Genomic DNA, 26431 nt, shown 5'->3' with positions numbered 1-26431 from the left:
CGGTGCTGAAGGCGACCCTCCGCAGTTTCCTCGCCCACAAGGGGCGGCTGCTGCTCTCCGCGCTGGCCGTCGTGCTGTCCGTGGCGTTCGTCGCGGGCAGCCTGATCTTCTCCGACACCCTCAGCCGGACCTTCGACCGGCTCTTCGCCACGACCGCGCCCGACGTCACCGTCAGCCCCGAGGAGAACCTCGACGAGGCGGTGCCGTCCGGCATGACGGCCACCCTGCCGGCCGAGCTCGCGGCCCGGGTGGCCCGGATCGACGGCGTCGCCGCCGCGCGCGCGGACGCCGAGGTCGCGAACATCACCGTCGTCGACGCCGACAACGAGTCCGTCGGCCCGACCACCGGTGCCCCCACCATCGGCACCGACTGGAGCCCGGACGCGCGCACCCCGGTCGAGCTCACCTCGGGGCACGCCCCGAGCGGCCCCTCCGAGGCGATGCTCGACTCGGAGACCGCCGACCGCAAGGACGTGCGGATCGGCGACACCCTCACCGTGATCGCCGGTCCGGGCTCGTTCAAGGTCGAGGTGGTCGGCATCGCCACCTTCACCACCACCAACCCCGGTGCCGCGCTGCTCTACCTGGCCCCCGAGACCGCGCGGGAGAAGCTGCTGGGCGATCCGCGGGCCGCCACCGGCATCTCGATCGACGCCGAGGAGGGCGTGGGCGACGGGCAGCTGAAGCAGCGGGTGGCCGCCGCGCTCGGCGCGGACCGCTACGACTACCGGACCGCGGACGAGCAGGCCGAGTCGGACGTCGAGCAGCTCGGCGGATTCCTCGACGTGATCAAGTACGTCATGCTCGGCTTCGCCGGTATCGCCGTGCTCGTCGGTGTCTTCCTCATCGTCAACACCTTCTCGATGCTGATCGCCCAGCGCACCCGTGAACTGGGCCTGCTGCGCGCGCTGGGCGCCGACCGGCGCCAGGTGCGCCGCTCCGTCCTGACCGAGGCGACACTGCTCGGCCTGGTCGGCTCCACACTGGGCCTGGCCACCGGCATCGGGCTGGCGGCCGGGCTCATCGCGCTCATGAACACGCTCGGCATGAACATCAGGTCCAGCGAGATGGTGATCGGCTGGGGCACGCCGGTGGCGGCGTACGTGGTCGGCGTGGGCGTCACCTTCGTCGCCGCCTACCTGCCGGCCCGGCGCGCCGCCGGTGTCTCGCCGATGGCGGCGCTGGCGGACGCCGAGATCGCCGGGATCGGCCGGCCGCTGAGGACACGGGCGATCGTGGGCGGCGTCGTCGGAGCGCTCGGCGCGGCCGCGCTCCTGGGATGCGTCACCGCGTCCCAGACCGGTTCGGCGGCCTCCCTGCTGGCCCTGGGCATCGTCCTGACGCTCATCGCCATGGTGATCGCCGGCCCCCTGCTGGTCCGGCCGGTGATCCGGGTCCTCGGCGGCGCCTTCCCCGCCCTGTTCGGGTCCGTCGGCCGGATGAGCCAGCGCAACGCCCTGCGCAACCCCCGCCGTACCGGCGCCACGGCGGCCGCGCTGATGGTGGGCCTGGCACTGGTCGGGGGGATGTCGGTGGCGAGCGCCTCCATGACGGAGTCCTTCGACCAGCAGATCGACGACACGCTGGGCGCCGACTTCGTCATCCAGAACGGCAACTTCCTGCCCTTCCCGGCGGAGGTCACCGACGCGGTACGGGACACACCGGGCGCGGGCCTGGTCGTACGCTCGCGGTTCGCGCCGGTCGCCGTACGGCTGCCGGACGGCGACCGCGTGGAGACGACCGCCGCCGCCTACGACCCGAAGCTCGACGAGGTCGCCAACATCACGTACGCGCGGGGCGACACCTCGGCGGCGCTCGCGGACGGCCGGATCGCCATGGACCTGGACTTCGCGCGCGACCACGGCGTGCGGGTCGGCAGCGTGATCCCGGTCGAGTTCCAGGGCGGACGCACCACGGAACTGACGGTGGGCGCGCTCACCGACCAGGACGCGGCCGAGGGGTTCGGGACGCAGGGCGGTCTGTTCTTCGGCCTGGCCACGTCGGCTCGGTTCGCGCCGGGCGGGCAGGACTCCGCGTTGTACGTGAACGCCGCCTCCGGGACCGACGCGGACGAGCTGCGCACGAGCCTGGAGAAGACGCTCGACCCGTATCCGCAGGTGCAGGTGCGCGACCTGGCCGACTACAAGGAGCTGGTCCACGACCAGATCGCCGTGCTGCTCTACCTCGTGTACGCGCTGCTCGGCCTCGCGATCGTCATCGCGGTCCTCGGCGTGGTCAACACCCTCGCCCTGTCGGTCGTGGAGCGGACCCGCGAGATCGGACTGCTGCGGGCCATCGGACTGGCCCGGCGGCAGCTGCGCCGGATGATCAGGCTGGAGTCGGTGGTGATCGCGGTGTTCGGCGCGGTGCTGGGGCTCGCGCTGGGGCTGGTGTGGGGTGTGTGCACCCAGCAGGTACTGGCGTTGCAGGGCATGAACGCGCTCGCGATTCCCTGGGGCACGATCGTCGCGGTCGTGGTCGGCTCGGCGGTGGTGGGGGTCGTGGCGGCGCTGCTGCCCGCGTTGCGCGCCTCCCGCATGAACGTGCTGGCGGCGATCGCGCACGAGTGAGCGCGGGGGCTCTCGGGTCCGACCGCCCCGATGCCGTCTGCGCAGGCGCGTGGGGAGGCGTGTCGCGCCGGTGGGCCGTCGCGTCGCGCGGCCGGTGACGTCCGTCCGGATGCTGGAATCGCGCGTCCCGGCCCCGCGGGCGTGATGGGATCTTCGTATGACCGACTTGCGGATACGGGCCGCGACGCCCACCGACCTCGACACCGTGCTGGCCTTCTGGAAGGTGTCCGCCGAGGGGACCAGCATCAGCGACGACCGGGACGGGGTGGAGCGGCTGATCGCCCGCGACCCCGAGGCGCTGATCCTGGCCGAGCTCGACGGGGAGCTGGTCGGCACGGTGATCGCGGGCTTCGACGGCTGGCGCTGCCATCTGTACCGGCTCGCGGTGCACCCCGACCGCCGGCGCCGGGGGATCGGAAGCGCCCTGCTCACGGCCGCCGAGGAACGGTTCGTACGGCTGGGCGGGCGTCGCGCCGACGCGATGGTGCTCCAGCGCAACGAGACCGGTCAGCATGCGTGGCGGGCAGCCGGGTACGGGCCGGAGGAGAAGTGGCGGCGCTGGGTGAAGCCCCTCGCCGAGTAGGACCCGATCAACCGATCACGCTCCTTTGCCCATCCTTTACTATTGATGGGTCACTCGGTTCTTCATGAAAGGTGTGAGCGTCCGCCCATGGGCGAGCCTCCCAGTACGCGACATCGCGCGATCCTCCCAGCCCTGTCCGACCATGGGACGGAGGTGACCCGATGACCGAAGTGCTCCTCCTGCTGGTGGCGATCCTGCTCTCGCTCGCCTGTGGTGCCTTCGTCGCCGCCGAGTTCTCGCTGACCACCGTCGAGCGCAGCGAACTGGAACGCGCGGTGGAGCGCGGCGAGCGGGGCGCCGCCGGCGCCCTCAAGGCCGTCAAGAACCTGACGTTCCAGCTCTCCGGCGCGCAGCTCGGCATCACGGTCACCAACCTGGTGGTCGGCATGCTCTCCGAGCCGTCGATCGCCGCGCTGATCGCCGGCCCGCTGGAATCCATGGGCATCTCGCGCTCCACGTCGAGCTCGATCGCTCTGGTCCTCGGTACGGCGCTGTCGACGGTCTTCCTGATGGTCGTCGGTGAGCTGGTACCGAAAAACTGGGCGATCTCCTCACCGCTCGCCGTGGCCAAACGGGTGGGCAACGCGCAGCGCTGGTTCAGCGCCGCCTTCCGCCCCTTCATCACCCACCTCAACAACACCGCCAACCGCGCGGTGCGCCTGTTCGGTCTGGAGCCCGCCGAGGAGCTGGCCTCCGCGCGCGGGCCGCAGGAGCTGGCCGCGCTCGCCCGGCACTCCGCCCGCGAGGGCGCCCTGGAGGCGGACACCGCCGAGCTGTTCGTGCGGACGCTGAACCTCGCCGACCTGAGCGCGGAGAACGTGATGACACCGCGGGTGCAGGTCATCGCCCTGGACGTCCAGGCGACCTGCGAGGACGTCGCGAACGCGACCCGGGCGACAGGCCTGTCCCGCTTTCCCGTCTACCGCGGCAACCTCGACTCCGTGGTGGGCACCGCGCACATCAAGGACTGCCTGGCGGTGCCCGCCGAGCGCCGGCGCCGCGTCCGGGTCTCCGAGATCATGCGGGAGCCGCTCCTGGTGCCGGAATCCCTCACCGTCGACCGGCTCCTGGACCGGCTGTCCGGCAAGCGCACGATGGCCGTCGTCATCGACGAGTACGGCGGTACGGCGGGCGTGGCCACGCTGGAGGACATCGTCGAGGAGGTCGTCGGCGAGGTGCGGGACGAGCACGACCCGCACGAGACGCCCGACCTGGCCGCGGCCGGCACCGACGACGCGGGCCGCACCCTGTACTCCGCCGACGGCTCCGCCCGCATCGACCAGCTGACCCGGGTCGGCCTGAAGGCGCCGGAGGGGCCGTACGAGACCCTCGCCGGTCTCGTCGCCACGGAACTCGGCCGCATCCCCGCCGTCGGCGACCACGTCGACGTGGAGGGCTGGCTGCTGGACGTGGTGGACGCGTCGGGTCACCGGGCCGCGCGGCTGCTGATGCACGCACCCCTGCACGACGAGACCACGGAGGTGGAGGGCCGGTGACCGCCGTCCAGTTGTTGATCGGCCTGGCGACCCTCGTCGTCAACGCCTTCTTCGTGGGTGCGGAGTTCGCGCTGATCTCCGTGCGCCGCAGCCAGATCGAGCCGTACGCCGAGCAGGGCGACCGGCGCGCCAAGAGCGTGCTGTGGGGTCTGCAGCACGTGTCCGCCCTGATGGCGGCCGCGCAGCTCGGCATCACGCTGTGCACCCTGATCCTCGGCGTGGTCGCCGAGCCGGCCATCGCACATCTGCTGGAGCCGGTGTTCCACGCGGTGGGCGTGCCCGAGGGCGCCGGACACGCGGTCTCCTTCGTGATCGCGCTGACCCTGGCGACGTATCTGCACATGCTGCTCGGCGAGATGGTGCCGAAGAACATCGCACTGGCGGAGCCGGTGCGCAGCGCGCTGCTGCTCGGTCCGCCGCTGGTCACCCTGTCGCGGGCGCTGCGCCCGGTGATCTTCACGGTCAACGCCTTCGCGAACGGCCTGCTGAAGCTGCTCAAGGTCGAGGCCAAGAACGAGGTCACGGCCACGTTCTCGGACGCCGAGCTGGCCCGGATCGTGCGGGACTCCGGCGAGGCCGGCCTGATCGACGACCGGGCGCGGGAGCGGCTGCACGACGCGCTGGAACTGGGCCGGCGGCCGGTGCGGGACGTCGTCCTCCCTCTGGACCGGGTCGCCTACGTCTACCTGGGTGTCACGCCCGAGAAGCTGGAGGCGCTGTCCGCCGAGACCGGCTACTCCCGCTTCCCGGTGGTGGACGAGGGGCGCCGCATCACCGGCTACCTCCACGTCAAGGACGCGCTGGACAAGACCCCGCGCGACCTGCCGTTCCAGCACAGGGACATGCGATCCATCGCCCGGGTGCGGGAGAGCACGCCGCTGGACGACGTCCTGACGGCGATGCGCGGCAGCCGCACCCACCTCGCGGCCGTGCTGGGCGCGGACGGCCGGCTGACGGGCCTGGTGACGATGGAGGACGTGCTGCGGGAGCTGTTCGGGCAGCGGGCGTGAGCGGTGGAGGGAGCCGCCGCCTGGGGTGACCGACCGCTGAGTATGGTGCCGGGTTACCATCTCTGACGCCATGGAGACGAACCCGCACCCCGCTTACACCAGCCTGGTCGCCGTAGGCGACTCGTTCACCGAGGGCATGTCCGACCTGTTGCCGGACGGCACCTACCGGGGCTGGGCCGACCTGCTCGCCGGGCGGATGGCCGCCCACTCCCCCGGGTTCCGGTACGCGAACCTCGCGGTGCGCGGCAAGCTGATCGGGCAGATCGTCGACGAGCAGATCGACGTGGCGGCCGCCATGAAGGCCGATGTCGTCACCTTGGTTGGCGGACTGAACGACACCCTTCGCCCCAAGTGCGACATGGGGCGGGTCCGGGCCCTGCTGACGGAGGCGGTGGAGCGGCTCGCCCCGTCCTGCAAGCAGCTGGTGCTGATGCGCAGCCCCGGGCGTCAGGGGCCGGTCCTGGAACGCTTCCGGCCCCGCATGGAGGAGCTGTTCGCCTGCATCGACTCGCTCGCCGAGCGGCACGGCGCTCTGGTCGTCGACCTCTACGGGGCGCCCTCGCTCAGCGATCCCCGGATGTGGGACGTGGACCGGCTGCACCTGACCGCCGAGGGCCATCGACGGGTGGCGGAAGCGGTGTGGCAGGGCCTCGGGTACGAACCGGAGGACACCGAGTGGCACGCCCCGATGCCGCTCACGCTGCCGCCGGGGTGGGCCGCGCGCCGGGTCGCGGACGTCCGGTTCGCCCGGCAGTACCTGCTGCCGTGGATAGGCCGCCGTCTCACCGGCCGCTCCTCGGGCGACGGGCTGCCGCCGAAGCGCCCGGACCTGCATCCGTACGAGCGGACCGCGGAGTAGTCCCCGAGGGCCACGCGGGTGATCAACGTCCGGGGCCGGATCCACGCGTAGGCCCTGACCTCTTGGACCTGGTCCCGGCCCCGCGCGGGAAGGCGCCGGCCTGCTGGTACGCGCCGAAACCGTGCCCGGCCGACGTGCAGGCCGAACTCGCGAGACGCACTCGTAGGTTCCGACAAACGCACCCGTTGCGCTGGCCTGCAGGAATCGCCAGTAGAATCCGTCCACGTGACTTCCGCTCCCGCCAAGCCCCGCATCCCGAACGTCCTCGCCGGACGCTACGCCTCCGCCGAGCTCGCCACGCTCTGGTCGCCCGAGCAGAAGGTGAAGCTGGAGCGACAGCTCTGGCTCGCCGTGCTGCGGGCCCAGAAGGACCTCGGGATCGAGGTGCCGGACGCGGCGATCGCCGACTACGAGCGTGTCCTCGACACCGTCGACCTGGCCTCGATCGCCGAGCGCGAGAAGGTCACGCGGCACGACGTGAAGGCGCGGATCGAGGAGTTCAACGACCTCGCCGGCCACGAGCACGTCCACAAGGGCATGACCTCCCGCGACCTCACCGAGAACGTGGAGCAGCTGCAGATCCGGCTCTCGCTGGAGCTGGTGCGCGACCGTACGGTGGCCGTGCTGGCGCGGCTAGGGAAGCTGGCGGGCGAGTACGGCGAGCTGGTCATGGCCGGCCGTTCGCACAACGTGGCCGCGCAGGCCACCACCCTCGGCAAGCGTTTCGCGACGGCGGCCGACGAGCTGCTGGTGGCGTACTTCCGCGTGGAGGAACTGCTCGGCCGCTACCCGCTGCGCGGCATCAAGGGCCCGGTCGGTACGGCCCAGGACATGCTGGACCTGCTCGGCGGGGACGCGGGCAAGCTCGCGGACCTGGAGCAGCGGATCGCCGGACACCTCGGCTTCTCGCAGGCGTTCACCTCGGTCGGCCAGGTCTACCCTCGCTCGCTGGACTACGAGGTCGTGACCGCGCTGGTGCAGCTGGCGGCGGCCCCCTCCTCGCTGGCGAAGACGATCCGGCTGATGGCCGGGCACGAGCTGGTCACCGAGGGCTTCAAGCCCGGCCAGGTCGGCTCCTCCGCGATGCCGCACAAGATGAACACCCGCTCCTGCGAGCGCGTCAACGGCCTGATGGTCATCCTGCGCGGCTACGCCTCGATGACCGGTGAGCTGGCGGGCGACCAGTGGAACGAGGGTGACGTGTCCTGCTCGGTGGTGCGCCGGGTCGCGCTGCCGGACGCCTTCTTCGCGCTCGACGGTCTGCTGGAGACGTTCCTGACGGTGCTCGACGAGTTCGGTGCCTTCCCGGCGGTCGTCGCCCGGGAGCTGGACCGCTACCTGCCGTTCCTCGCCACCACCAAGGTACTGATGGGCGCGGTGCGCGCGGGCGTCGGCCGTGAAGTGGCGCACGAGGCCATCAAGGAGAACGCCGTCGCCTCCGCCCTCGCGATGCGTGAGCAGGGTGCCGAGCGCAACGAGCTGCTGGACAAGCTGGCCGCCGACGAGCGGATCCCGCTCGACCGCGCCGGGCTCGACGCGCTGATGGCGGACAAGCTGTCCTTCACGGGCGCCGCCGCCGACCAGGTCACCGCCGTCGTCGGCCGCATCGAGGAGATCGTGAAGCAGCACCCGGAGGCCGCGGGTTACACCCCGGGAGCGATCCTCTGACGCGTTTTTCGCCCGAGGAGCTGGAGGCCGCCCGCGACCGTCTGGTACCGGATGTCGTCGCGGACGGCCTGCGGGTGTTGTTCTGTGGCATCAACCCCGGCCTGATGACGGCCGCGACGGGCCACCACTTCGCCCGCCCCGGCAACCGGTTCTGGCCGGTGCTGCACCTGTCCGGATTCACGCCGAGGCTCCTGAAGCCCTCGGAGCAGCAGGAGTTGCTGTCGTACGGGCTCGGCATCACGAACGTCGTGGCGCGGGCGTCGGCCCGGGCTGACGAGTTGAGCGCGGAGGAGTACCGCGAGGGCGGCCGGCTGCTGGCGCTCAAGGTGGCGCGGCTGCGGCCGCGTTGGCTGGCCGTGGTCGGGGTGACCGCCTACCGGGCCGCGTTCGACGACCGCAAGGCGCAAGTGGGGCCGCAGGAGCGGACGATCGGGGACACGCGGGTGTGGGTGCTGCCGAACCCGAGCGGGCTGAACGCCCACTGGACGGCGGCGACGATGGCCGAGGAGTTCGGGCGGCTGCGGGCGGCGGCCGAAGCCTGACGGCGCCCGGTCAGGGCGGGTCGGTCTCCGTGACCACGGCCAGCAGGCGGACGTCGTCGGCCTCGTCCCGGTCGGCGACGGCCACCGCGACCCAGCGGCCGGTGCCCTCCACCTCCCACAGATGTGCCATCCCCGCCTCCACGCTGAGCGTCGCCCACGGCTCCGGTATCTCCTCCCGCTCGGTGCGCAACCGCGTGGTAACGAGACTCATGGGAAGCGTGTGTCCCCAGCGCGGCGCCAGCAGTTCGTAGAGGGCGTCCCTCCACTTCTCGTACTGCTCCACGGTCGTCGTTCGCTCGTCGCGGTCGGCTCGGCCGCGCTCTAACACCGCGACGTGGTAGCCCGGTCCCCCGACGCCCACGTCCGACGGGCCGTGCTCCGCCGGAAAGGGACGGAAGCACAGCTCGTCGATGAGGGCGATGTGCCGTGCGATGTTCATGGGATCCAGTAAACCCGGCCCCACTGACAACTGGCGTGCCGTCAGGCGTCCCTGCGCCGCACGCTCCACGCCCCGGCCAGCAGTGCCGCCGCCGTCCACAGCGCGGTCACCGCGAGCCCGGACCACGGGCCCAGCGTTCCGTCGTACGTCTGGTACAGCACGACCTGGCCTGCTCTGTCCGGCAGGAGGTCGGCGGCGGTGCCCGCCGCGTCCCCGATGACGAACGAGACCACGAGGACGAACGGGATCAGGATCGACAGGGTGGCGACCCCGCTGCGCAGCAGGGCCGCGAGGCCGGCCGAGAACAGGGCCATGAGCATGAGGTAGAGACCGCAGCCCACGACCCCGCGCACCTGCTCGCCGACGGTCAGTCCGCTCGCGGCGTCGCCGAGGCCCGCCCGCGCCACGACGAGCGCCGCGAACGCGGTGACCAGGCCCATGAGGAGAGCCGGTACGGCGACGGCGGTCACCTTGGCCGCGAACCACCGTCCACGCTGTGGCACCGCGGAGAGGGTCAGACGAAGGCCGCCCCCGTGGAACTCGCAGGACACGGCCGTCGTGCCGAAGGCGATCGCGGCGATCTGGCCGGGCGCCACCCCGGACAGGGCCGTGAACAGCGGGTCGAACTCGGGGTCGGACGTGCCGGAGGTCCCGGCGAGGGCGGAGAAGGCGACGGTCACGGCGAACAGCGCCAGCAGTGTTCCGCACAGGGAACGCAGTGTGCGGATCTTCAGCCACTCGGCGTGCAGGACGGGCGCGAAGGACATGTCAGGCCTCCTGTGGCTGCGGCGTGGACGGATGGGCGGCGAACTCGGCTTCCTCGGCCGTGAGATCGAGGTAGGCCTGTTCCAGCGTGCCCTCCTGCGCCGTGAGTTCGAGGACCGGCACTCCCTCGGCGGACACGAGGCGGCCGATGTCGTCCACGCGCGCGTGGTGCACGGTCCAGTGCCCTTCCTCGTGCTGCTGTGCGTCGTGGCCGTGCCGGGCCAGGACGTCCCTGAGCGCGGTGGGGTCGGTCGTGCGGATCCGCACCCGTGGCCGTACGCGCGCGTCGATGAACTCCCGCATCGGGGTGTCGGCGAGCAGACGGCCCCGGCCGAGGACGACGAGGTGGTCGGCGAAGGACGCGGTCTCGTTCATCAGGTGGCTGGACACCAGGACGGTGCGCCCCTCACCGGCGAGCCGGCGCAGCAACTCGCGGATCCAGATGATGCCTTCGGGGTCGAGGCCGTTCGACGGCTCGTCGAGCATGACCACCTCGGGGTCGCCGAGCAGTGCGGCCGCGATGCCCAGCCGCTGGCGCATGCCCAGGGAGTACGTCTTCACCCGCCGGCGCGCCGCCGGGGCGAGCCCGGTCTCCTCCAGCACCTCGTCGACCCGGCGGTCGGGGATGCGGTTGCCGGCCGCGAGGGTGCGCAGGTGGTCGCGGCCGGTGCGGGAGCCGTGCGCGGCCTGCGCGTCGAGGAGGGCGCCGACGTGGTGGAGGGGTTCGCGGAGGGTGGCGTAGGCGCGGCCGCCGACGGTGGCGGTGCCGGAGGTGGGCCGGTCGAGGCCGAGCACCAGCCGCATGGTGGTGGACTTTCCGGCGCCGTTGGGGCCGAGGAAGCCGGTGACCCGGCCGGGCAGGACGCGGAAGGTGAGGTGGTCCACGGCTCGCCGGGGGCCGTACTCCTTGGTGAGGTCCTGGACGTCGATGCTGGTCATGGCCACAGCGTGACGGCCCAAGGGGGTGCGTGGCCTCCCCCACGCGTGGAGATCGGCTCCCCCGTGCGGGGGAGGTTCGTTGTCGGTGGCGGCTGGCACGATGACGGGATGACCGGCATCCTGCGCCCGCTGCTGCGGGGGACGACCTACACGCGCCTGCTGCACCTGTGGGTGCCGGTGCTGGTCGTCAGCGTGTGGCTGTGGATCGACATGTCGAAGCCGTGGGTGCCCGCGCTCGCGCTGGTTCCGGTCGGTCTGATCCCGGCCGTGCGCAAGGGCGAGGGCGTGCAGGCGCGGCTGCTGCTGACGGTGGGCGTGCGGGACGCGGAGATCTCCGTGGAGCCGTCGGCCACCTGGCGTGACCGGCTGCGGACCGTGCTGTGGCTGGAAGTGCGCATGGCGCTGGGGGCGTTGGCGGGATTCGCCACCGCGTGGTTGCCGATGCTGTCGTACTCGCTGGGGGAGCTCGCGGCCGGCGGGCGGCCGCGGGGCTTCCCGGTTCTGGAGGACCTCGCCCCGCGCCGGGGTTACGCCTGGCTGGTCCCGGTCCCGCTCGTGGTGATGTGCGTGCTGGTGGTGGGCCTGGGGGTGCTGATCACCGCGCTCGCGCGCCGGCTTCTGGGGCCGTCCGCCGCCGAGCGTCTCGCCGTGCTCGAGGAGCGCACCGAGCAGTTGCTGGAGCGCAACCGCATCGCGCGGGAACTGCACGACTCGATCGGGCACGCCCTGACGGTGGCCGTCGTGCAGGCGGGCGCGGCACGCGCCGCGAACGACTCCGCGTTCACGGACCGGGCCCTGGACGCCATCGAGGAGACCGGCCGGGCCGCGCTGGAGGATCTGGAACGGGTGCTGGGCATCCTGCGGGAGTCGGAGCGCCCCGTGAGCAGCCGGCCCACGCTCACCGACGCCGACCGGCTGCTGGAGTCGGCCCGCGCCTCCGGGGCGAAGGTGGAAGCCGAACTGACCGGCCCGCTGGGCGCCGTGCCGGGGCCGGTGTCCAGAGAGGGCTACCGCATCCTCCAGGAGTCCCTGACCAACGTGCTGCGGCACGCGGGCGCCGTGCCCGTGCGGGTCCACATCGAGGTCACCGGCGACGCCCTCGGCCTGGAGGTGCGCAACCCGCTCACCGCCGGGATACCGGGTCCCGGTCGGGGCAGCGGGCTGCGCGGGATACGCGAACGTGCGGCCCTGCTCGGCGGGCGGGCACGGACCGGGCCCGACCAGGGCGACTGGCAGGTGCGGGTAGAGCTGCCGTTGCGCTGATCTACGCTGGCCGGATGCCGGTCACCGTTCTCCTCGTCGACGACGAGCCGCTCGTACGCGCCGGTCTGCGGGCCGTCCTGGAGGCGCAGCCCGACATCGAGGTCGTCGGGGAGGCGGCCGACGGGGCGGCGGTGATCCCGCTGGTGCGGCGGCTGCGGCCGGACGTGGTGGCGATGGACGTGCGAATGCCGCTCATGGACGGCATCGCGGCCACGCGTGCGGTGCTGCGGACGGTCGACGAGCCGCCGAAGATCCTCGTGGTGACGACGTTCGAGAACGACGAGTACGTGTACGAGGCGCTGCGGGCCGGCGCCGACGGGTTCCTGCTGAAGCGGGCACGGCCGGCCGAGATCGTGCACGCCGTGCGGCTGGTCGCCGAAGGCGAGTCGCTGCTGTTTCCGGCCTCGGTGCGGCAACTGGCCGCCGAGTACGGCGAGGCCGGCGGGAACCGCGCGGCCCGTGCCGTCATGGAGGCGGCCCGGCTGACCGAGCGGGAGGCGGAGGTGCTGCGGCTGATGGCCCGCGGGCTGTCGAACGCGGAGATCGCCGCCCTGCTGGTCGTCGGCACCGAGACCGTGAAGTCGCACGTGAGCGCCGTCCTGACGAAGCTGGGCGCGCGGGACCGCACACAGGCGGTGATCGCGGCGTACGAGTCGGGGTTCGTGGCGCCCGGCTGACCGGCACCGGCCGGACGTCGCGGGCATCCCGGCACTCGCCGGGGTACGTCGCGACGAGTACGATCCGGCCAACACGCGCACGAGCTGGGAGGACGGACCGTGGGGCGGCTGACCGGCGGGGATCCCTCGCTGCTGCGAAGGATCAACTCCGCGGTGGTGCTGCACGCGCTGCGCGCCACGGACTGCGCGACGCTGACCGAGATCACCCGGGTGACCGGGCTGTCCCGGCCGACCGTCGAGGGGGTCGTCGAAGGGCTCATCGAGGCGGGGTACGTCGTCGAGAAGGCGGCCGACGAGAGCGTCGTGCGGCGGCAGGGGCGGCCCGCGCGGCGGTTCCGGTTCCGCGCCGAGGCCGGTCACCTGCTGGGCCTGGAGATCGGCGCGCACCGCGTGGCCGCGCTGCTGTCCGACCTGGACGGCCGGGTGATCGGCGCGCAGGCCAAGGACGTCGACGAGACGGCCTCGGCGGACGAGCGCCTGGAGCGGCTGCGTACCGCGGTGGCCGAACTCCTGCGCCGCGCCGGGATCGCCCGCGGCTCGCTGCGGGCCGTGGGCGTCGGCACGCCGGGGATCGTCGAGGCCGACGGAACGGTCCGGCTCGGGACCGCGCTGCCCGAATGGACCGGGCTGCGCCTCGGCGAGCGGCTGAGCCGCTCCTTCAAGTGCCCGGTGCTCGTCGAGAACGACGCCAACGCCGCGGCGGTCGCCGAGCACTGGAAGGGCTCCGCCACCGAGTCCGACGACGTGGTGTTCGTGCTGGCCGGGCTGAGCCCCGGGGCCGGCGCGCTGATCGGCGGACAGTTGCACCGGGGCTACGGCGGGGCGGCCGGCGAGATCGGCGCGCTGCACCTGCTGGGCCGCGAGGTGACGCCGGAGACGCTGCTGTCCACCACGGACGAGCCGCTGCACCCCCTCGACGAGCAGGCCGTGGCCGCGGTCTTCGCCCAGGCCCGTGACGGCGACCTGCGGGCCCGCGCGGCCGTCGACCGGTTCATCCAGCGTCTCGTCCACGACGTGGCCGCACTCGTTCTCGCCCTCGATCCGGAACTGGTGGTCGTCGGCGGCTGGGCGGCCGGCCTCGACGGTGTACTTGAACCGCTGCGCCGCGAGCTGGCGCGCTACTGCCTGCGGCCCCCGAGGGTGGTCCTCTCACTCCTGGGCGAGGCGGCGGTGGCGACCGGCGCGCTGCGGCTGGCCCTGGACCACGTCGAGGAGCAACTGTTCGCGGTGGAGGGCACCATGACGGCCCGTCGCTGAGGCGGGGCGGGCCGTGGAGAAGCGCCCGCGGGGGTACGGCGGGCCGCGAGGGTGTGCGGCCGAAGGCGGACACCGCGAGAACCGCGCGCGAAGACGGCGCGTCAAGGGACCTCCCGGCAACGCAGCGCACCGCTGAACCACTGCGACCGCGCGCGGAAACACCGCGCACCCGGACGCGCACGTCCGAAGGCCGGCACGGCACACCACACGAACCGCACGGGCCCCACGAACCGCACGGGCCGCACGGGCCGCACGGGTCCCACGGGCCCCACGGGCCCCACGGGCCGCACGCGGGGACGGCACATCGCGGGGGCCCACTCGGCAACGCCGCACACCGCGGAGCCCACACACGACGCGTGCGAAGAACGGGACCTCTTCTATGAGCTCCGCGCGCGGAGCGGCGCGAAACAGCGCCCCGGGGACAGTCCCGGGGCGCTGGACGTGCGGGGCAGTCGTGGTCAGGAGGCCTGGGGCTGGGGGTCCGGGTGGACCTCGACGCCGCCGGAGTCCCCGAAGGTCAGCCGGCAGGTGTCCGCGCGGTACGTGGCGACGGACACGGCGACCGTGCGGCCGCCGGCGAAGTAGCGGGTGGTGACGACGAGGACGGGCGCCCCCGGGAGCCGGTCCAGTTGCCGGGCGTCGTCCGCGCGGGCGGAGCCCAGCTCGACGGCGCTCTCCCGTCCTTCCAGTTCCAGACGCTGCAGCTCGCGCAGCACGGCACGCGCGCGTGCCGCCCCGGCCGACGTGTCGATGGCGGCGAGCTCGGGCACCGCCCCCACGGCGACGTAGAGCAGTTCGGCGGCGACGGGCTGGCCGTGCGTCGTGAGGGAGCGCCGCACCAGGTGCACGGCCTCGTCGGCGCCGGTCTCCAGTGCGGCGGCGACGCCGGCGGGCGGCACCTCCGGCGTCGCGTCCACGGGCTGCCAGTCGTCGCCTGCCCCGCCCGGCCAGGCGTGCTGCTCCGTGCCGACGGCCACGCCCATGCGCGGCGGGGCGACGGTCGTACCGACTCCGCGGCGGCGCTGGAGGCGGCCTTCCAGTTCGAGCTGTTCCAGGGCCTGGCGGAGCGTCGCACGGGCCACGCCGAAACGGGCGGCGAGGTCACGCTCGTTGGGCAGGATCTCGCCCACCGTGAACTCGGTGTCCAGTGCCTCACTGAGCACGGTCCTGAGATGCCAGTACTTCGGTTCCGGCACCGTCTCCAGCTGCGTGGTCCCCACCCTTGCCTCCGCAATCGCCGTGGTCCGGCGGCGTTTTAGCGCCCTTGTTTATTAAAGGTTGTTGCACTTATCTGCGACCATAAGGCGGCCCCCACCCTTGGTCAAGACCAATCATCGATCCCCCGGAACCGCACAGAAGTGTCACGTCCAAGCGTTCACGCGACGTTCGTGAAGGACCTCAGACAAAGGCCAGCGACCGCAGCTTGTCGGGGTTGCGGATGACGTAGACGCACTGGATGCGCCCGTCCCGGACGTCCAGCTGGAAGACGGAGTCGGGCCTGCCGTCCGACAGGAAGAGGATCGCGGGGCCGCCGTTGAGCTCCAGGAACCGGAAGGACGGAGCCGGGACGCCCTTGCGGGCGGCGCCGTGCAGGAAGCGGCCCACCTTGTCGGCTGTCTCCAGGACCCGCAGCGGCGCCTTGGCCTTGCCGCCGCTGTCGCCGACCAGCCGGACGTCCGGGGCGAGCAGGGACATCAGCCCCTCCAGATCGCCCTCCCCCGCGGCGGCGAGGAACCGCTCGGTGAGGTCACGGCGCTGCACGGGGTCGACCTCGTAGCGCGGCCTGCGCTCCTCGACGTGCTTGCGGGCCCGCCCCGCGAGCTGCCGTACCGCCGGTTCGCCGCGCTCCAGCATGGCGGCGATGTCGGCGTAGGGGTAACCGAAGGCCTCCCGCAGGACGAACACCGCGCGCTCCAGGGGCGACAGCGACTCCAGGACGACGAGGACGGCCAGGGAGACGGAGTCGGCGAGGACCGCCCGTTCCGCGGTGTCGGGCACGCCGGCGCCGAAGTCGGTGACGTAAGGCTCCGGCAGCCACGGGCCGACGTACGTCTCGCCCCGGGCCTTGACCTGGCGCAGCCGGTCGATGGCGAGGCGGGTGGTGACGCGGACCAGGTAGCCGCGCGGTTCGCGCACCTCGCTGCGGTCGGCGGCCGACCAGCGCAGCCAGGCATCCTGCACCACGTCCTCCGCGTCGGCCACGCGCCCGAGCATGCGGTAGGCGACCCCCAGGAGGACGGGACGGTGCTCTTCGAAGACGTCGGTCACGGTGTCGGCGGTCACGGGTTCCATCCCAGCGGACCCGTGCGGTGCTGTCCAGGCGGCACCCGGCCGAGCCATCCTGCGGCCACTCCAGGGGCTACCCGTGGGTAGCTTTTGCTGACAAGCTGTCTACGCCGCGTCTGTCGTCACGTCCGTCACCCCGTCGAGGAGCAGCCCCATGTCCGCATCCGTCTCCTTCAACGTGCCCTCCGCACAGGGCTCGCAGCCCGTCACCGTCTCCTACACGCGCGCCGGCCGGGGTGAGCCCCTGCTCCTGCTGCACGGCATAGGACACCACCGGCAGGCGTGGGACCCGGTGGTGGACATCCTCGCGACCGAGCGCGACGTGATCGCCGTGGACCTTCCGGGGTTCGGCGTCTCCCCCGGCCTGCCGGGCGGGCTGGCCTACGACCTGCCCACGACCACCAAGGTGTTCGCTTCGTTCTGCGAGGCCCTGGAGCTGGGCCGGCCGCACGTGGCGGGCAACTCGCTCGGCGGTCTGCTCGCCCTCGAGCTCGGCCGCGAGAAGCTCGTGCGGTCGGTCACGGCCCTGTCCCCGGCCGGTTTCTGGTCGCAGGCCGAGCGGCGCTACGCCTTCGGCGTGCTGCTGACGATGCGGCGGATCGCGGAGCGGATGCCGCTGCCGCTGGTCGAGCGGCTGGCCCGTACGGCGGCCGGCCGCACCGCCCTGACCAGCACGATCTACGCCCGTCCGAGCCGCCGTGCGCCCGAGGCCGTCGTCGCCGAGACGCTCGCGCTGGCGCGGGCCACCGGCTTCGCCGACACCCTCCGGGCCGGGACCGCGGTCCGTTTCACCGACGACGTCCCCGGCGTCCCGGTCACCGTGGCCTGGGGCACCCGGGACCTGCTGCTGGTACGCCGCCAGGGCGTGCGCGCCAAGCAGATCATCCCCAAGGCGCGGCTGGTGAGGCTGCCGGGCTGCGGCCACGTCCCGATGAACGACGACCCCGCGCTGGTCGCCCGCGTCATCCTCGACGGCAGCCGCTGAGACGGGAGTCGGCCGTCACGGCCGGCTGAGGACGGGAGCTCCGACCGGACCTCCCGTCCTGCTCGACGCCCACTTCAGCGGATCCCGGCGACGCCGCTTCCCCCACCGCACGGTCAGTTGTTCACTTGTGGTTTCCGTGGGCGCTGCGGCGTACCAGTAGTTGTGGCACTGCACACTGGCCGGATCCCGTCGCTGGAGGCGTATCCATGACACACCGTCCGTTCCCCGGTCGCCGCAGCGTCCTGCGCGGCTCGCTCGCCGCGTCGGCGGCGCTGACCCTGCCCACCGCCGCGGGAGCGGCACCGGCGTTCGCCCTGTCCGGCCGCCCCGAGGCCGGCTGGGGCGTGCAGGCGGGGGACGTGGGCTGCGACTCCGGCCTGGTGTGGGTGCGCTCCGACCGGCCGGCCCGGATGGTCGTGGAGACCTCCGCCACCGAGTCGTTCCGCAACCCGCGCAGATGGCGGGGCCCGTTGCTCGGCGCGGACACCGACTTCACCGGGACGACCCGGCTGCGCGGCCTGCCGGCGGGCGAGCAGATCCACTACCGTGTCCTGCTCGCCGACCCCGACGACCCGCGCCGGACCGGCCGGCCGGTCACCGGCACCTTCCGTACGGCCTCCGCCAGGCGGCGCGACGGCGTGCGGTTCGTCTGGTCGGGCGACCTGGCCGGACAGGGCTGGGGCATCAACCCTGATCTCGGCGGCTACCGGATCTACGACGCCATGGCCAAGCTGGACCCTGACTTCTTCCTGTGCAGCGGCGACAACATCTACGCGGACGGCCCGATCACGCAGGCGGTGGCCCTGCCCGACGGGCGGACCTGGCGGAACGTCACCACCGAGGAGAAGTCCAAGGTCGCCGAGACCCTGGCGGAGTTCCGCGGCAACTTCCGCTACAACCTGCTGGACGAGAACCTCAAGCGGTTCAACGCGCGGGTGCCCTCCATCATCCAGTGGGACGACCACGAGGTCACCAACAACTGGTATCCGGGCGAGATCCTCACCGACACCCGCTACACCGAGAAGAACGTCGACGTGCTCGCCTCGCGCGCACGGCGGGCGTTCTCGGAGTACTTCCCCATCTCCACGCTGCGCCGCCCCGACGGCCGGGTGTACCGCGTGCAGCACCACGGGCCGCTCCTGGACGTCTTCGTCCTGGACATGCGCACCTACCGCAACGCCAACTCACCGGACGACCAGAGCACCGACGGGCAGGGCATCCTGGGCCGGGAACAGCTGGAGTGGCTCAAGCGGGAGCTGGCCCGCTCCCGCGCGGTGTGGAAGGTGATCGCCTCCGACATGCCGCTCGGCCTCGTCGTGCCCGACACCGGGGACGGCAAGCCCAACATCGAGGCGGTCGCGCAGGGCGATCCCGGCGCTCCGCTCGGCCGCGAGCTGCAGATCGCCGAGCTGCTCCGGTTCGTCAAGCACCGGCGGATCACCGGGACGGTGTGGCTGACGGCCGACGTGCACTACACCTCGGCCCAGCACTACGACCCTTCGCGCGCGGCGTTCAAGGACTTCGCGCCGTTCTGGGAGTTCGTCTCGGGTCCGCTCAACGCGGGGGCCTTCCCGGCCAACACGCTGGACGGCACGTTCGGCCCGGACCGCGTCTTCGTCAAGGCGCCCACCACCGCCAACGTCTCGCCGGCCGACGGGTACCAGTTCTTCGGCGAGGTCGACATCGACGGCGACAGCGGGGAGCTGACGGTCCGGCTGCGGGAGCAGGACGGCAACGTGCTGTTCACCCAGGTCCTGCAGCCGGGGCGGGTCGGGCAGTAGGGCCGGCACCGGAAACGTCCGCATCGGAACCGTACAAGGGAAAACAAAAGGTACGGACCGCACTTTACCGATCGGTCACAAAGCGTTCGTGATCACGCAACACCGTTCCTTCACAGTGGTCGCATGACTCGAGAAGTTTCTGAAACGACGCACCACGACGACGAGCGCCCCGTACGCCACTGGCGGCGTGCCTCAGCCAGGTTCCACTCATGGTGGGCACGCCGCCACGGTCACGCGCCCCCGACAGGCGATACCGATGCCCGGTCCGACCGGGCGTCGGTGGCCCCCGACCAGGCAGCGGTGGAGAGCACGCTGTGGCGGATGCGGACCACCGTGCGGGACCAGCCGGGATCACTGGCCGTGCTGTGCTCGGCCCTCGCCGGGCAGCGCATCGACATCCTCAGCCTGCAGACGCACCCGTTGGCCGCCGGCACCGTGGACGAGTTCCTGCTGCGGGCCCCGGGCGAGCTCGCGGGCGGGGACATCACCCGCGCGACCGCCTCGGCCGGCGGCACCGACACCTGGATCGAGCGGGCGGACGCCCACGATCTGGTGGACGCGCCGACCCGGGTGCTGGGCCTGGCCGCCCGTACGGCGCTGGACGCGGCGGAACTCCCGCTCGCCCTGCGCCAGTTGCTGGGCAGGTGCACCATCCGTTCGCTGCCCGCCAGGCCCGTCGCCGGTACCGGCCGGGGGCCGGAGGCGGTGCCGGTGGAAGGGGTGCTGGAGGACACCGTGATGCGGCTTCGGGCGCCGGAAGGCGGCGTACTCACCGTGGAACGGCCGTATCTGCCGTTCACCCCCACCGAGTTCGCGCGGGCGCGGGCACTGGTCGAGCTGGACGCGCGGCTCGGTCCGCGGGTGCCGCACGGCCGGGACGTGCTGACCCTGCCGGAAGGCCGCGACATCACCGTGCGCCGGGCCGACCAGGGTGATCTGGAGGCCGCCAGGGCGATGCACGAGCGGTGCTCGCAGCGGACCCTGGGCATGCGCTACCACGGTCCGGTGCGTGACGCCGACCGCTACCTCAACCACCTGCTCAGCCCCCGCTTCGGCCGGACGCTCGCCGTGCAGACCGCCTCGGGGCGCGTCGTCGGGCTCGGGCATCTGCTGTGGGACGGGGACGAGACGGAGGTCGCCCTGCTCGTCGAGGACAGCTGGCAGCGGCGCGGCATCGGCGGCCAACTGCTCGGCCGCCTGGTGGCGATGGCCGTCGAGGCGGGCTGCGCGAGCGTGTACGCGGTGACGCAGTCCGCCAACACCGGCATGGTCGCCGCGATGCGCGGCCTCGGGCTCCCCCTCGACTACCAGATCGAGGAGGGAACCCTGGTGATCACGGCCCGCCTTGACGCGGCCCGCCCGTCCCACGAGGAGCGGCGCGAGATCGGCGAGGAGGCCGTGCGGGACTAGTGCCCACCCGGCCGGGACATTGCCGGTGGGCTTCAGTGCCCGGAGCGAGGTTCGGTGCCTGTCCGGGCTCGGTGCTTGCCGGGGCGGTGCCTGTCCGGGCTCGGTGCCCGCCGGGGCTCGGCACCCGCAAGGGCTCAGGGCCCGCCAGGGCTCAGGGCCCCGGGGCTCGGTGCCCCGGGGGGGGCTCTGTGCCCCGGGGGGGCTCTGTGCCCGGCCGGGTCCTGAACCTGTCCGGCTAGGCTTCGCCGACCGAGGCCGGGAGGGCGGTTCGGCGGGTGCCGCCGGACCGTTCGCCGAGCGCCCGGTCCAGGTCGTCCCACAGGTCCTCGACGTCCTCCAGTCCCACCGACAGCCGAAGCAGCCGGTCGCTCACGCCCGCCCCGCGCCGGTCCTCGGCGTCCACGACGCGGTGGCTGATGGAGGCCGGGTGCTGGATGAGGGAGTCGACGCTGCCGAGGCTCACGGCCGGGGTGACCAGGCGGACGCCGCCGATGACCTGGTGCGGGTCGCCGTACACCTCGAAGGCGATCATCGCGCCGCCGATGCGCGGGTAGTGAACCCGGGCGACGCGCGGATCGGCGGCGAGACGACGGGCGAGTTCGGCGGCGTTCGCGGACGCGGCCCGTACCCGCACCGGCAGGGTCGCCAGGCCGCGCAGCAGCAGATAGCCGGCCAGCGGGTGCAGCACACCGCCGGTGGCGAACCGCACCTGCCGCAGCCGCCCGGCGAGCTCCTCGTCGCACGCCACGACGCCCGCCATGACGTCCCCGTGCCCGCCGAGGTACTTGGTGGCGCTGTGCAGCACCAGCCGCGCGCCCTGCTCGGCGGGGCGTTGCAGGACGGGCGTGGCGAAGGTGTTGTCCGCGAGCAGCGGCACGGAGCCGCAGGCGTGGGCGACGGCTCTGAGGTCCAGTTCGGCGAGCGTGGGATTGGCCGGGGACTCCACCATCACGAGGCCGGTGTCCGGGCGCAGCGCGTCCGTGATTCCGGCGGGGTCGGTCCAGGTCACCTCGGAGCCGAGCAGGCCGGCGGTGAGCAGGTGGTCGCTGCAGCCGTACAGGGGGCGTACGGCCACGACGTGGCGCAGGCCCAGGGCGGACCGTACGAGCAGCACGGCGCTCAGCGCGGCCATGCCGCTGGCGAAGGCGACCGCGGCCTGTGTGCCCTCCAGCCGGGCGAGGGCGGTCTCGAAGCGGGCGACGGTCGGGTTGCCGAGCCGTCCGTAGACGGGTGGGCCGTCCGGCTCGGCACCCGTTTCGGCGAACGCGTCTATGCGGGCGGCCTCACCGCGGCTGTCGTAGGACGGGTAGGTGGTGGACAGGTCGATCGGCGGGGCGTGCAGTCCCTGCCGGGCGAGGTCGTCACGGCCGGCGTGGACGGCCTCGGTGGCCAGTGCCCGGTGTGCGGTGACGTACGACGTCGTGTCCCTGCTCGCTGAGTCCATGGACGGAAGGGTGAACACCGGACGGGTCACACGGGCACTGCTCCGTGCTACGTTCGGCCGATGCCCGAATCCGTCGCACTGGATCCGGTGGACCTGCATCTGCTGCGGCTGTTGCAGAACGACGCCCGGACCACCTATCGGGACCTCGCCGCGCAGGTCGGGGTCGCGCCCTCGACGTGTCTGGACCGGGTCACCCGGCTGCGCCGCTCCGGCGTCATCCTCGGGCACCAGCTCCGGCTCGATCCGGCCAAGCTGGGCCGCGGTCTGGAGGCGTTGCTGTCCGTCCAGGTCAGGCCGCACCGGCGGGAGTTGGTGGGGCCGTTCGTGGAACGGATCCGCGCCCTGCCGGAGTCACGGTCGGTGTTCCACCTGACCGGCCCGGACGACTACCTCGTCCATGTGGCGGTCGCGGACATGGCCGATCTGCAACGCCTGGTCCTCGACGAGTTCACCGCGCGGGGCGAAGTGGCCCGTGTCGAGACCCGCTTGATCTTCCAGCAGTGGGACTGCGGACCGCTGCTGCCGCCCGGCCCGCAGGGCGTCACGCCCTAGGCGAAATCGAGCTGACCCGGCTCGACGCCCGGTGGTACCGGGCTGACGCGGCACCCTCCGCCGTATGAGGATGTCGGCATGTCACAGACCAAGAGCCCGCTGCCCCGAGAGGTCGCCGACACCTACGTCGACGAGCTCATCGCCCTCGACCCCATCACCGGTACCTATCTCGGCGTGAAGGAGAGTTCGAGCAGGCTTCCCGACATCTCGCCCGCGGGCCAGGAGGCGATCGCGCGGCTGCACCGTTCGACGCTCGCGCGGCTGGACGAGGCCGAGCGGCAGCCCGGTGCGGACAGTGACATCGAGCGCCGGTGCGCGCGGCTGCTGCGCGAGCGGCTCGGCGCGGAGCTCGCCGTGCACGAGGCGGACGAGGGGCTGCGCTCGGTCGGCAACATGGCCACGCCCGCGCACTCGGTGCGTAACATCTTCACCGTCACGCCCACGCAGACCGACGAGGACTGGGCGCAGATCGCCGAGCGGCTGCGCGCGGTGCCGGCCGCGCTGGCCGGCTACCGCGAGTCCCTCGCCCTGGGTCTGGAGCGCAAGCTGTACGCGAGCCCGCGGCCGACGGCCACGTTCGTCGACCAGCTCGCCGAGTGGGCGGACACGGACGGCCAGGGACGCGGCTGGTTCGAGGACTTCGCCGCCGCGGGCCCCGAGTCGCTGCGCACCGAGCTCGACGACGCCGCCCGCGGCGCGACCGCGGCCGTGGCCGAGCTGCGGGACTGGATGCGCGACGTGTACGCGCCGACCATCGAGGGTGCCCCGAACACGGTGGGCCGCGAGCGCTACGCCCGCTGGTCGCGCTACTTCAACGGCACGGACCTCGACCTCGACGAGGCGTACGCCTACGGCTGGGCCGAGTACCACCGGCTGCTCGCCGAGATGAAGCAGGAGGCGGAGAAGATCCTGCCGGGGGCCGGGACGCCGTGGGTGGCGCTCGCCCACCTCGACGAGCACGGCAGGCACATCGAGGGCGTCGACGAGGTCCGCGACTGGTTGCAGGGGCTGATGGACCAGGCCATCGAGAAGCTCGACGGCACGCACTTCGAACTCGCCGAGCGGGTCCGGAAGGTGGAGTCCCGGATCGCCCCGCCCGGCGGCGCCGCGGCCCCCTACTACACGCCTCCGTCGGAGGACTTCTCGCGGCCCGGCCGCACCTGGCTGCCGACGATGGGCCAGACGCGCTTCCCGGTCTACGACCTCGTCTCCACCTGGTACCACGAGGGCGTCCCCGGCCATCACCTCCAACTCGCGCAGTGGGTGCACGTCGCCGGGGACCTCTCCCGCTACCAGGCCTCCGTCGGCATGGTCAGCGCCAACGCCGAGGGCTGGGCCCTGTACGCCGAGCGGCTGATGGACGAGCTGGGCTTCCTCACGGACGCGGAGCAGCGGCTCGGCTACCTGGACGCGCAGATGATGCGGGCCGCGCGGGTCATCGTCGACATCGGCATGCACCTGGAGCTGGAGATCCCGGCGGACTCCCCCTTCCATCCGGGCGAGCGCTGGACACCGGAGCTGGCGCAGGAGTTCTTCGGCGCGCACAGCAGCCGGCCGGCGGACTTCGTGGAGAGCGAGCTGACCCGCTATCTGACGATCCCCGGGCAGGCCATCGGCTACAAGCTCGGCGAGCGGGCCTGGCTGCTGGGCCGGGAGAACGCCCGCAGCCGCCGCGGTGACGCCTTCGACCTGAAGGCCTGGCACATGGCGGCCCTTTCGCAGGGCTCGCTGGGCCTGGACGACCTGGTGGACGAGCTGTCGCAGCTGTAACCCACCGCGCGGGCACCGGCGCCGGAAGCCGCCCTCCGAGTCGATCACGTTGCCGGTGCCCCAGCCCGCCTCGTCCGCCACGAGCCACGCGATGAGGCGGGCCGGGTCGTCGGGCATGCCCCAGCGACCGGCCGGGAACATCGCGGCGACGGTCTCGTACGCCTCGCCGCTGAGGCAGTCCGTGTCCACGGGGCCGGGGTTGACCGTGTTCACCGTGACCTGCTGCTCGGCGAGCGTGGTCGCCAGGGAACGGTGACGGAGGCCAGGGCGCCCTTCCGGAGGGCGTACGCCATCTCGGCGGGCATGCCGCCGCCGTGGTCCTGGCCCGAGGTCATCATCAGCCGGCCGCCCGGGGCACGCTCCGGCAGCGCGGCGGGCGGCCGTGCGTAGGCCTGCACCAGGAGCAGCACCGAGCGGGTGTCGACGGCCCAGTGGGCGTCAAGCCTCGCCGCGTCGATCCTGGTCCGCCCCCCGCCATCCACCACGAATCAGCCAGGCAGCCGCCGCAACTGCACCAGACCCAGCCACGTCTCGGGGCCGGGCCGCACATGAGCCGCCCGCACGGCGTACCGGCCCGGTTCCAGGGCGATCCTGACCCGGTCGGCACGGGTGGCGTCCGTGCCGGGCCATGCCGCGTCGAACAGCACCACCGCACCCGGGACGCTCCAGCGGACCTCCGCTTCCCACGCCGCCGTGTCGAGCGCCGCCGGCACCTCGGCGAGCAGGGCGGCCTCGGAGTCGGCGGCGGACCAGCGTACGAAGGTCCGGTGATCCGGCAGATAGGTGGTGGAGGCGGGTTCGTCGCCGAAGACGAGCGCGGCACTGTCCCCTACGGGCAGCAGCCCGATGAACCCGTCCACCTCGCAGGCCCGGTCGTAGTCGGACGCCGTCTCGTCCCCGTCGGCCCCCGCCCAGAACGGCAGGACCGTCTCCGGCACCGCTATGAGCGGACCGCCGCCCGACTCCACCCACTCCACCGTGCCCGGCTCCGCGTATCGCACCATGCGGCAGAACCTACACGTTCGCAAAGCGCGGGCAACCTCGGGCTCAGCAGCCGCAGTTTGCGGCGTCCTTAGGCGCGGTCAGGGGATCGGCTTCGCGCCGCTCGCGGCCCTGCCAGGTCTCGAACTCGAAGCCCTCACGCGCCCAGTACTCGAAGCCGCCGAGCATCTCCTTGACCTGGTAGCCGAGTTCGGCGAGGGCCAGCGCGGCCCGGGTGGCGCCGTTGCAGCCGGGACCCCAGCAGTACGTCACGACCGGCACGGACCTGTCGAGGAGCTGCTCGGCCTGTTCGGGGATGAGAGCGGTGGGCAGGTGGACCGCTTGGGGGACGTGTCCCTGGTCCCAGGCCTCGGTGGAACGGGAGTCGAGGAGCACGAAGCCGGGGTCGCCGCCGGCCGCGAGCGCGGCGGCGACATCGGACACGTCGGCGTGGAAGACCAGGGAGGCCCGGAAGTACGCGGCGGCCTCGGCGGGGGCGGCGGGGGCGACCCGCAGGACGGGGTTGGCGGTGGCGGTCGTCGTGGTGGTCGTCGTGGTGGTCATGTCGAGGCCCTTCCGTGGTCGTTCCCGATGAGCGGAAATCTACGGTCGGCGATCGCTGACATGAAGGGGCATTCCCCGGCGCGGGCCTTGCTCGGCCGGGGATTCCCCTGCTATTCCTCGGCCATGACCGCGTATTCCCCGGACGCCACCGACTGGCGCATCCTCGACGTCCTCCAGCGGGAGGGCCGGGCCAGTTTCGCCGAGCTGGCCCGGGCCGTGTCCATGTCGCCGAGCGCCGTGACGGAGCGGGTGCGGCGGCTGGAGGAGGCGGGCGTCATCAAGGGGTACGCGGCCGTCGTCGACCCCGAGCGGCTCGGCCTGCCGATCCTCGCTTTCGTCCGCCTGCGCTACCCCAACGGCAACTACAAGCCCTTCCACGACCTGGTCGCCGCGACGCCGGAGATCCTGGAGGCGCACCATGTGACGGGTGACGACTGCTTCGTCATCAAGGTCACGGCGAGCTCGATGCGTCATCTGGAAGAGGTGTCGGGCAAGATCGGCGCCCTGGGTTCGGTGACCACGAGCGTCGTCTACTCCTCGCCGCTGCCCCGGCGTCCCCTGGGCCGCTGACCTCGGGCCCGGCCGCCGGG

General features: G+C 72.7%; 24 protein-coding genes and 1 pseudogene. 16 read left to right on the top strand and 9 right to left on the bottom strand.

From position 1 onward, the window contains the following. The first annotated feature begins 2 nt into the window (after window positions 1-2). From AQJ84_RS05875 to mug, 7 genes are all read left to right on the top strand, one after another. Window positions 3-2570: an ABC transporter permease gene (locus AQJ84_RS05875; protein WP_053190804.1), complete on the top strand. Its 2568-nt coding sequence runs from the start codon at window positions 3-5 to the stop codon at window positions 2568-2570. A gap of 157 nt (window positions 2571-2727) precedes the next feature. Continuing rightward, window positions 2728-3153: a GNAT family N-acetyltransferase gene (locus tag AQJ84_RS05870; protein ID WP_030041497.1), complete on the top strand. Its 426-nt coding sequence runs from the start codon at window positions 2728-2730 to the stop codon at window positions 3151-3153. A 161-nt stretch (window positions 3154-3314) separates the two neighbouring features. Next, window positions 3315-4649, top strand: coding sequence for a hemolysin family protein (locus AQJ84_RS05865; protein WP_030041496.1), 1335 nt, complete (start codon window positions 3315-3317; stop codon window positions 4647-4649). Further along, window positions 4646-5659 (top strand): hemolysin family protein, encoded by a 1014-nt coding sequence (locus tag AQJ84_RS05860; protein WP_030041495.1) that lies wholly within the window; start codon window positions 4646-4648, stop codon window positions 5657-5659. Before AQJ84_RS05865 ends, AQJ84_RS05860 begins: the two co-directional genes overlap by 4 nt. A 70-nt stretch (window positions 5660-5729) precedes the next feature. After that, window positions 5730-6518: an SGNH/GDSL hydrolase family protein gene (locus tag AQJ84_RS05855; RefSeq protein ID WP_053190807.1), complete on the top strand. Its 789-nt coding sequence runs from the start codon at window positions 5730-5732 to the stop codon at window positions 6516-6518. Between the two features lie 225 nt (window positions 6519-6743). Next, complete coding sequence (gene purB / locus AQJ84_RS05850; protein WP_030041492.1) at window positions 6744-8186, top strand: adenylosuccinate lyase; 1443 nt, start codon at window positions 6744-6746, stop codon at window positions 8184-8186. After that, on the top strand, window positions 8183-8728 hold the full coding sequence (gene mug / locus AQJ84_RS05845) for a G/U mismatch-specific DNA glycosylase (RefSeq protein ID WP_078632017.1): 546 nt from the start codon (window positions 8183-8185) through the stop codon (window positions 8726-8728). Before purB ends, mug begins: the two co-directional genes overlap by 4 nt. 10 nt (window positions 8729-8738) lie before the next feature. Here mug and AQJ84_RS05840 read toward each other — a convergent pair whose 3' ends face one another. Genes AQJ84_RS05840 through AQJ84_RS05830 form a run of 3 tightly spaced genes read right to left on the bottom strand, consistent with a single transcriptional unit; the run spans window position 8739 to window position 10871 of the window. Beyond that, a complete protein-coding gene (locus AQJ84_RS05840; protein ID WP_030041490.1) occupies window positions 8739-9167 on the bottom strand; it encodes a hypothetical protein in 429 nt (142 codons plus the stop codon). Window positions 9168-9208: 41 nt separating this feature from the next. Next, window positions 9209-9934 (bottom strand): ABC transporter permease, encoded by a 726-nt coding sequence (locus AQJ84_RS05835; RefSeq protein WP_030041489.1) that lies wholly within the window; start codon window positions 9932-9934, stop codon window positions 9209-9211. 1 nt (window position 9935) lies between these two features. After that, window positions 9936-10871 carry an ABC transporter ATP-binding protein gene (locus AQJ84_RS05830; protein WP_030041488.1) on the bottom strand — a complete coding sequence of 312 codons (936 nt, stop codon included), beginning with the start codon at window positions 10869-10871 and terminating at the stop codon, window positions 9936-9938. 108 nt (window positions 10872-10979) lie between these two features. On the opposite strand from AQJ84_RS05830, the gene AQJ84_RS05825 reads away from it, so the two are divergent. The 3 genes from AQJ84_RS05825 (at window position 10980) to AQJ84_RS05815 (ending at window position 14068) form a co-directional block, all read left to right on the top strand. After that, window positions 10980-12134 carry a sensor histidine kinase gene (locus AQJ84_RS05825; protein ID WP_053190810.1) on the top strand — a complete coding sequence of 385 codons (1155 nt, stop codon included), beginning with the start codon at window positions 10980-10982 and terminating at the stop codon, window positions 12132-12134. A 14-nt stretch (window positions 12135-12148) separates the two neighbouring features. Continuing rightward, the gene (locus AQJ84_RS05820; protein ID WP_030041485.1) at window positions 12149-12811 is read left to right on the top strand and encodes a response regulator transcription factor; all 663 of its coding nucleotides are present in this window, start codon (window positions 12149-12151) and stop codon (window positions 12809-12811) included. A 99-nt stretch (window positions 12812-12910) separates the two neighbouring features. Beyond that, window positions 12911-14068, top strand: coding sequence for an ROK family protein (locus AQJ84_RS05815; protein WP_030041484.1), 1158 nt, complete (start codon window positions 12911-12913; stop codon window positions 14066-14068). 458 nt (window positions 14069-14526) lie between these two features. On the opposite strand, the gene AQJ84_RS05810 is transcribed toward AQJ84_RS05815, so the two are convergent. Then, complete coding sequence (locus AQJ84_RS05810) at window positions 14527-15288, bottom strand: GntR family transcriptional regulator (protein ID WP_030041483.1); 762 nt, start codon at window positions 15286-15288, stop codon at window positions 14527-14529. Between the two features lie 178 nt (window positions 15289-15466). Next, window positions 15467-16351 carry an RNA polymerase sigma-70 factor gene (locus tag AQJ84_RS05805; RefSeq protein WP_030041482.1) on the bottom strand — a complete coding sequence of 295 codons (885 nt, stop codon included), beginning with the start codon at window positions 16349-16351 and terminating at the stop codon, window positions 15467-15469. Window positions 16352-16508: 157 nt separating this feature from the next. Between AQJ84_RS05805 and AQJ84_RS05800 the strand changes: the two genes are divergently transcribed. The 3 genes from AQJ84_RS05800 to AQJ84_RS05790 all read left to right on the top strand — a co-directional run bounded on the left by AQJ84_RS05800 (window position 16509) and on the right by AQJ84_RS05790 (window position 20530). After that, complete coding sequence (locus tag AQJ84_RS05800) at window positions 16509-17339, top strand: alpha/beta fold hydrolase (RefSeq protein ID WP_053190812.1); 831 nt, start codon at window positions 16509-16511, stop codon at window positions 17337-17339. Window positions 17340-17545: 206 nt separating this feature from the next. Further along, window positions 17546-19120, top strand: coding sequence for an alkaline phosphatase D family protein (locus AQJ84_RS05795; RefSeq protein WP_053190815.1), 1575 nt, complete (start codon window positions 17546-17548; stop codon window positions 19118-19120). A 123-nt stretch (window positions 19121-19243) separates the two neighbouring features. Next, window positions 19244-20530, top strand: a complete 1287-nt coding sequence (locus tag AQJ84_RS05790; RefSeq protein WP_051870020.1) for a GNAT family N-acetyltransferase — start codon at window positions 19244-19246, stop codon at window positions 20528-20530. Window positions 20531-20765: 235 nt separating this feature from the next. On the opposite strand, the gene AQJ84_RS05785 is transcribed toward AQJ84_RS05790, so the two are convergent. Continuing rightward, a complete protein-coding gene (locus AQJ84_RS05785) occupies window positions 20766-21974 on the bottom strand; it encodes a trans-sulfuration enzyme family protein (protein ID WP_030041478.1) in 1209 nt (402 codons plus the stop codon). A gap of 60 nt (window positions 21975-22034) precedes the next feature. Here AQJ84_RS05785 and AQJ84_RS05780 point away from each other — a divergent pair, with 60 nt between their 5' ends. Together AQJ84_RS05780 and AQJ84_RS05775 are read left to right on the top strand one after the other, a co-directional pair. Further along, a complete protein-coding gene (locus AQJ84_RS05780; RefSeq protein ID WP_030041477.1) occupies window positions 22035-22526 on the top strand; it encodes an Lrp/AsnC family transcriptional regulator in 492 nt (163 codons plus the stop codon). Window positions 22527-22604: 78 nt separating this feature from the next. Then, window positions 22605-24296: a DUF885 domain-containing protein gene (locus tag AQJ84_RS05775; RefSeq protein WP_030041476.1), complete on the top strand. Its 1692-nt coding sequence runs from the start codon at window positions 22605-22607 to the stop codon at window positions 24294-24296. 18 nt (window positions 24297-24314) lie between these two features. Here the strand turns inward: AQJ84_RS05775 and AQJ84_RS05770 are convergent. The 3 genes and pseudogenes from AQJ84_RS05770 to AQJ84_RS05760 all read right to left on the bottom strand — a co-directional run. Next, window positions 24315-24754 (bottom strand): annotated as a pseudogene (locus AQJ84_RS05770) (SDR family oxidoreductase); the annotation flags it as partial. A gap of 30 nt (window positions 24755-24784) precedes the next feature. Beyond that, window positions 24785-25300 (bottom strand): immunity 21 family protein, encoded by a 516-nt coding sequence (locus AQJ84_RS05765; protein ID WP_030041475.1) that lies wholly within the window; start codon window positions 25298-25300, stop codon window positions 24785-24787. Window positions 25301-25343: 43 nt separating this feature from the next. Continuing rightward, entirely contained in the window at window positions 25344-25841 is a 498-nt protein-coding gene (locus tag AQJ84_RS05760; protein WP_030041474.1) for a rhodanese-like domain-containing protein, read from the bottom strand. Between the two features lie 123 nt (window positions 25842-25964). Here AQJ84_RS05760 and AQJ84_RS05755 point away from each other — a divergent pair, with 123 nt between their 5' ends. Then, on the top strand, window positions 25965-26411 hold the full coding sequence (locus AQJ84_RS05755; RefSeq protein ID WP_030041473.1) for an Lrp/AsnC family transcriptional regulator: 447 nt from the start codon (window positions 25965-25967) through the stop codon (window positions 26409-26411). The last annotated feature ends 20 nt before the right edge of the window (window positions 26412-26431 follow it).

It is taken from the genome of Streptomyces resistomycificus (assembly GCF_001514265.1).
GTDB classification, from domain to species: domain Bacteria; phylum Actinomycetota; class Actinomycetes; order Streptomycetales; family Streptomycetaceae; genus Streptomyces; species Streptomyces resistomycificus.
Note: the sequence above shows the minus strand (reverse complement) of the source record. Positions and strands in the feature narration are given on the sequence as shown.

Bases quoted from the DNA above. Each gene is read 5' to 3' on its own strand.
- AQJ84_RS05865 (WP_030041496.1), top strand. From the start codon at position 3,315: ATGACCGAAGTGCTCCTCCTGCTGGTGGCGATCCTGCTCTCGCTCGCC.
- AQJ84_RS05835 (WP_030041489.1), bottom strand. From the start codon at position 9,934: ATGTCCTTCGCGCCCGTCCTGCACGCCGAGTGGCTGAAGATCCGCACA.
- AQJ84_RS05800 (WP_053190812.1), top strand. From the start codon at position 16,509: ATGTCCGCATCCGTCTCCTTCAACGTGCCCTCCGCACAGGGCTCGCAG.
- AQJ84_RS05775 (WP_030041476.1), top strand. From the start codon at position 22,605: ATGTCACAGACCAAGAGCCCGCTGCCCCGAGAGGTCGCCGACACCTAC.
- AQJ84_RS05840 (WP_030041490.1), bottom strand. From the start codon at position 9,167: ATGAACATCGCACGGCACATCGCCCTCATCGACGAGCTGTGCTTCCGT.
- AQJ84_RS05820 (WP_030041485.1), top strand. From the start codon at position 12,149: ATGCCGGTCACCGTTCTCCTCGTCGACGACGAGCCGCTCGTACGCGCC.
- AQJ84_RS05755 (WP_030041473.1), top strand. From the start codon at position 25,965: ATGACCGCGTATTCCCCGGACGCCACCGACTGGCGCATCCTCGACGTC.
- AQJ84_RS05825 (WP_053190810.1), top strand. From the start codon at position 10,980: ATGACCGGCATCCTGCGCCCGCTGCTGCGGGGGACGACCTACACGCGC.
- AQJ84_RS05765 (WP_030041475.1), bottom strand. From the start codon at position 25,300: ATGGTGCGATACGCGGAGCCGGGCACGGTGGAGTGGGTGGAGTCGGGC.
- AQJ84_RS05870 (WP_030041497.1), top strand. From the start codon at position 2,728: ATGACCGACTTGCGGATACGGGCCGCGACGCCCACCGACCTCGACACC.
- AQJ84_RS05760 (WP_030041474.1), bottom strand. From the start codon at position 25,841: ATGACCACCACGACGACCACCACGACGACCGCCACCGCCAACCCCGTC.
- AQJ84_RS05830 (WP_030041488.1), bottom strand. From the start codon at position 10,871: ATGACCAGCATCGACGTCCAGGACCTCACCAAGGAGTACGGCCCCCGG.
- AQJ84_RS05855 (WP_053190807.1), top strand. From the start codon at position 5,730: ATGGAGACGAACCCGCACCCCGCTTACACCAGCCTGGTCGCCGTAGGC.
- AQJ84_RS05785 (WP_030041478.1), bottom strand. From the start codon at position 21,974: ATGGACTCAGCGAGCAGGGACACGACGTCGTACGTCACCGCACACCGG.
- AQJ84_RS05790 (WP_051870020.1), top strand. From the start codon at position 19,244: ATGACTCGAGAAGTTTCTGAAACGACGCACCACGACGACGAGCGCCCC.
- AQJ84_RS05780 (WP_030041477.1), top strand. From the start codon at position 22,035: ATGCCCGAATCCGTCGCACTGGATCCGGTGGACCTGCATCTGCTGCGG.
- AQJ84_RS05795 (WP_053190815.1), top strand. From the start codon at position 17,546: ATGACACACCGTCCGTTCCCCGGTCGCCGCAGCGTCCTGCGCGGCTCG.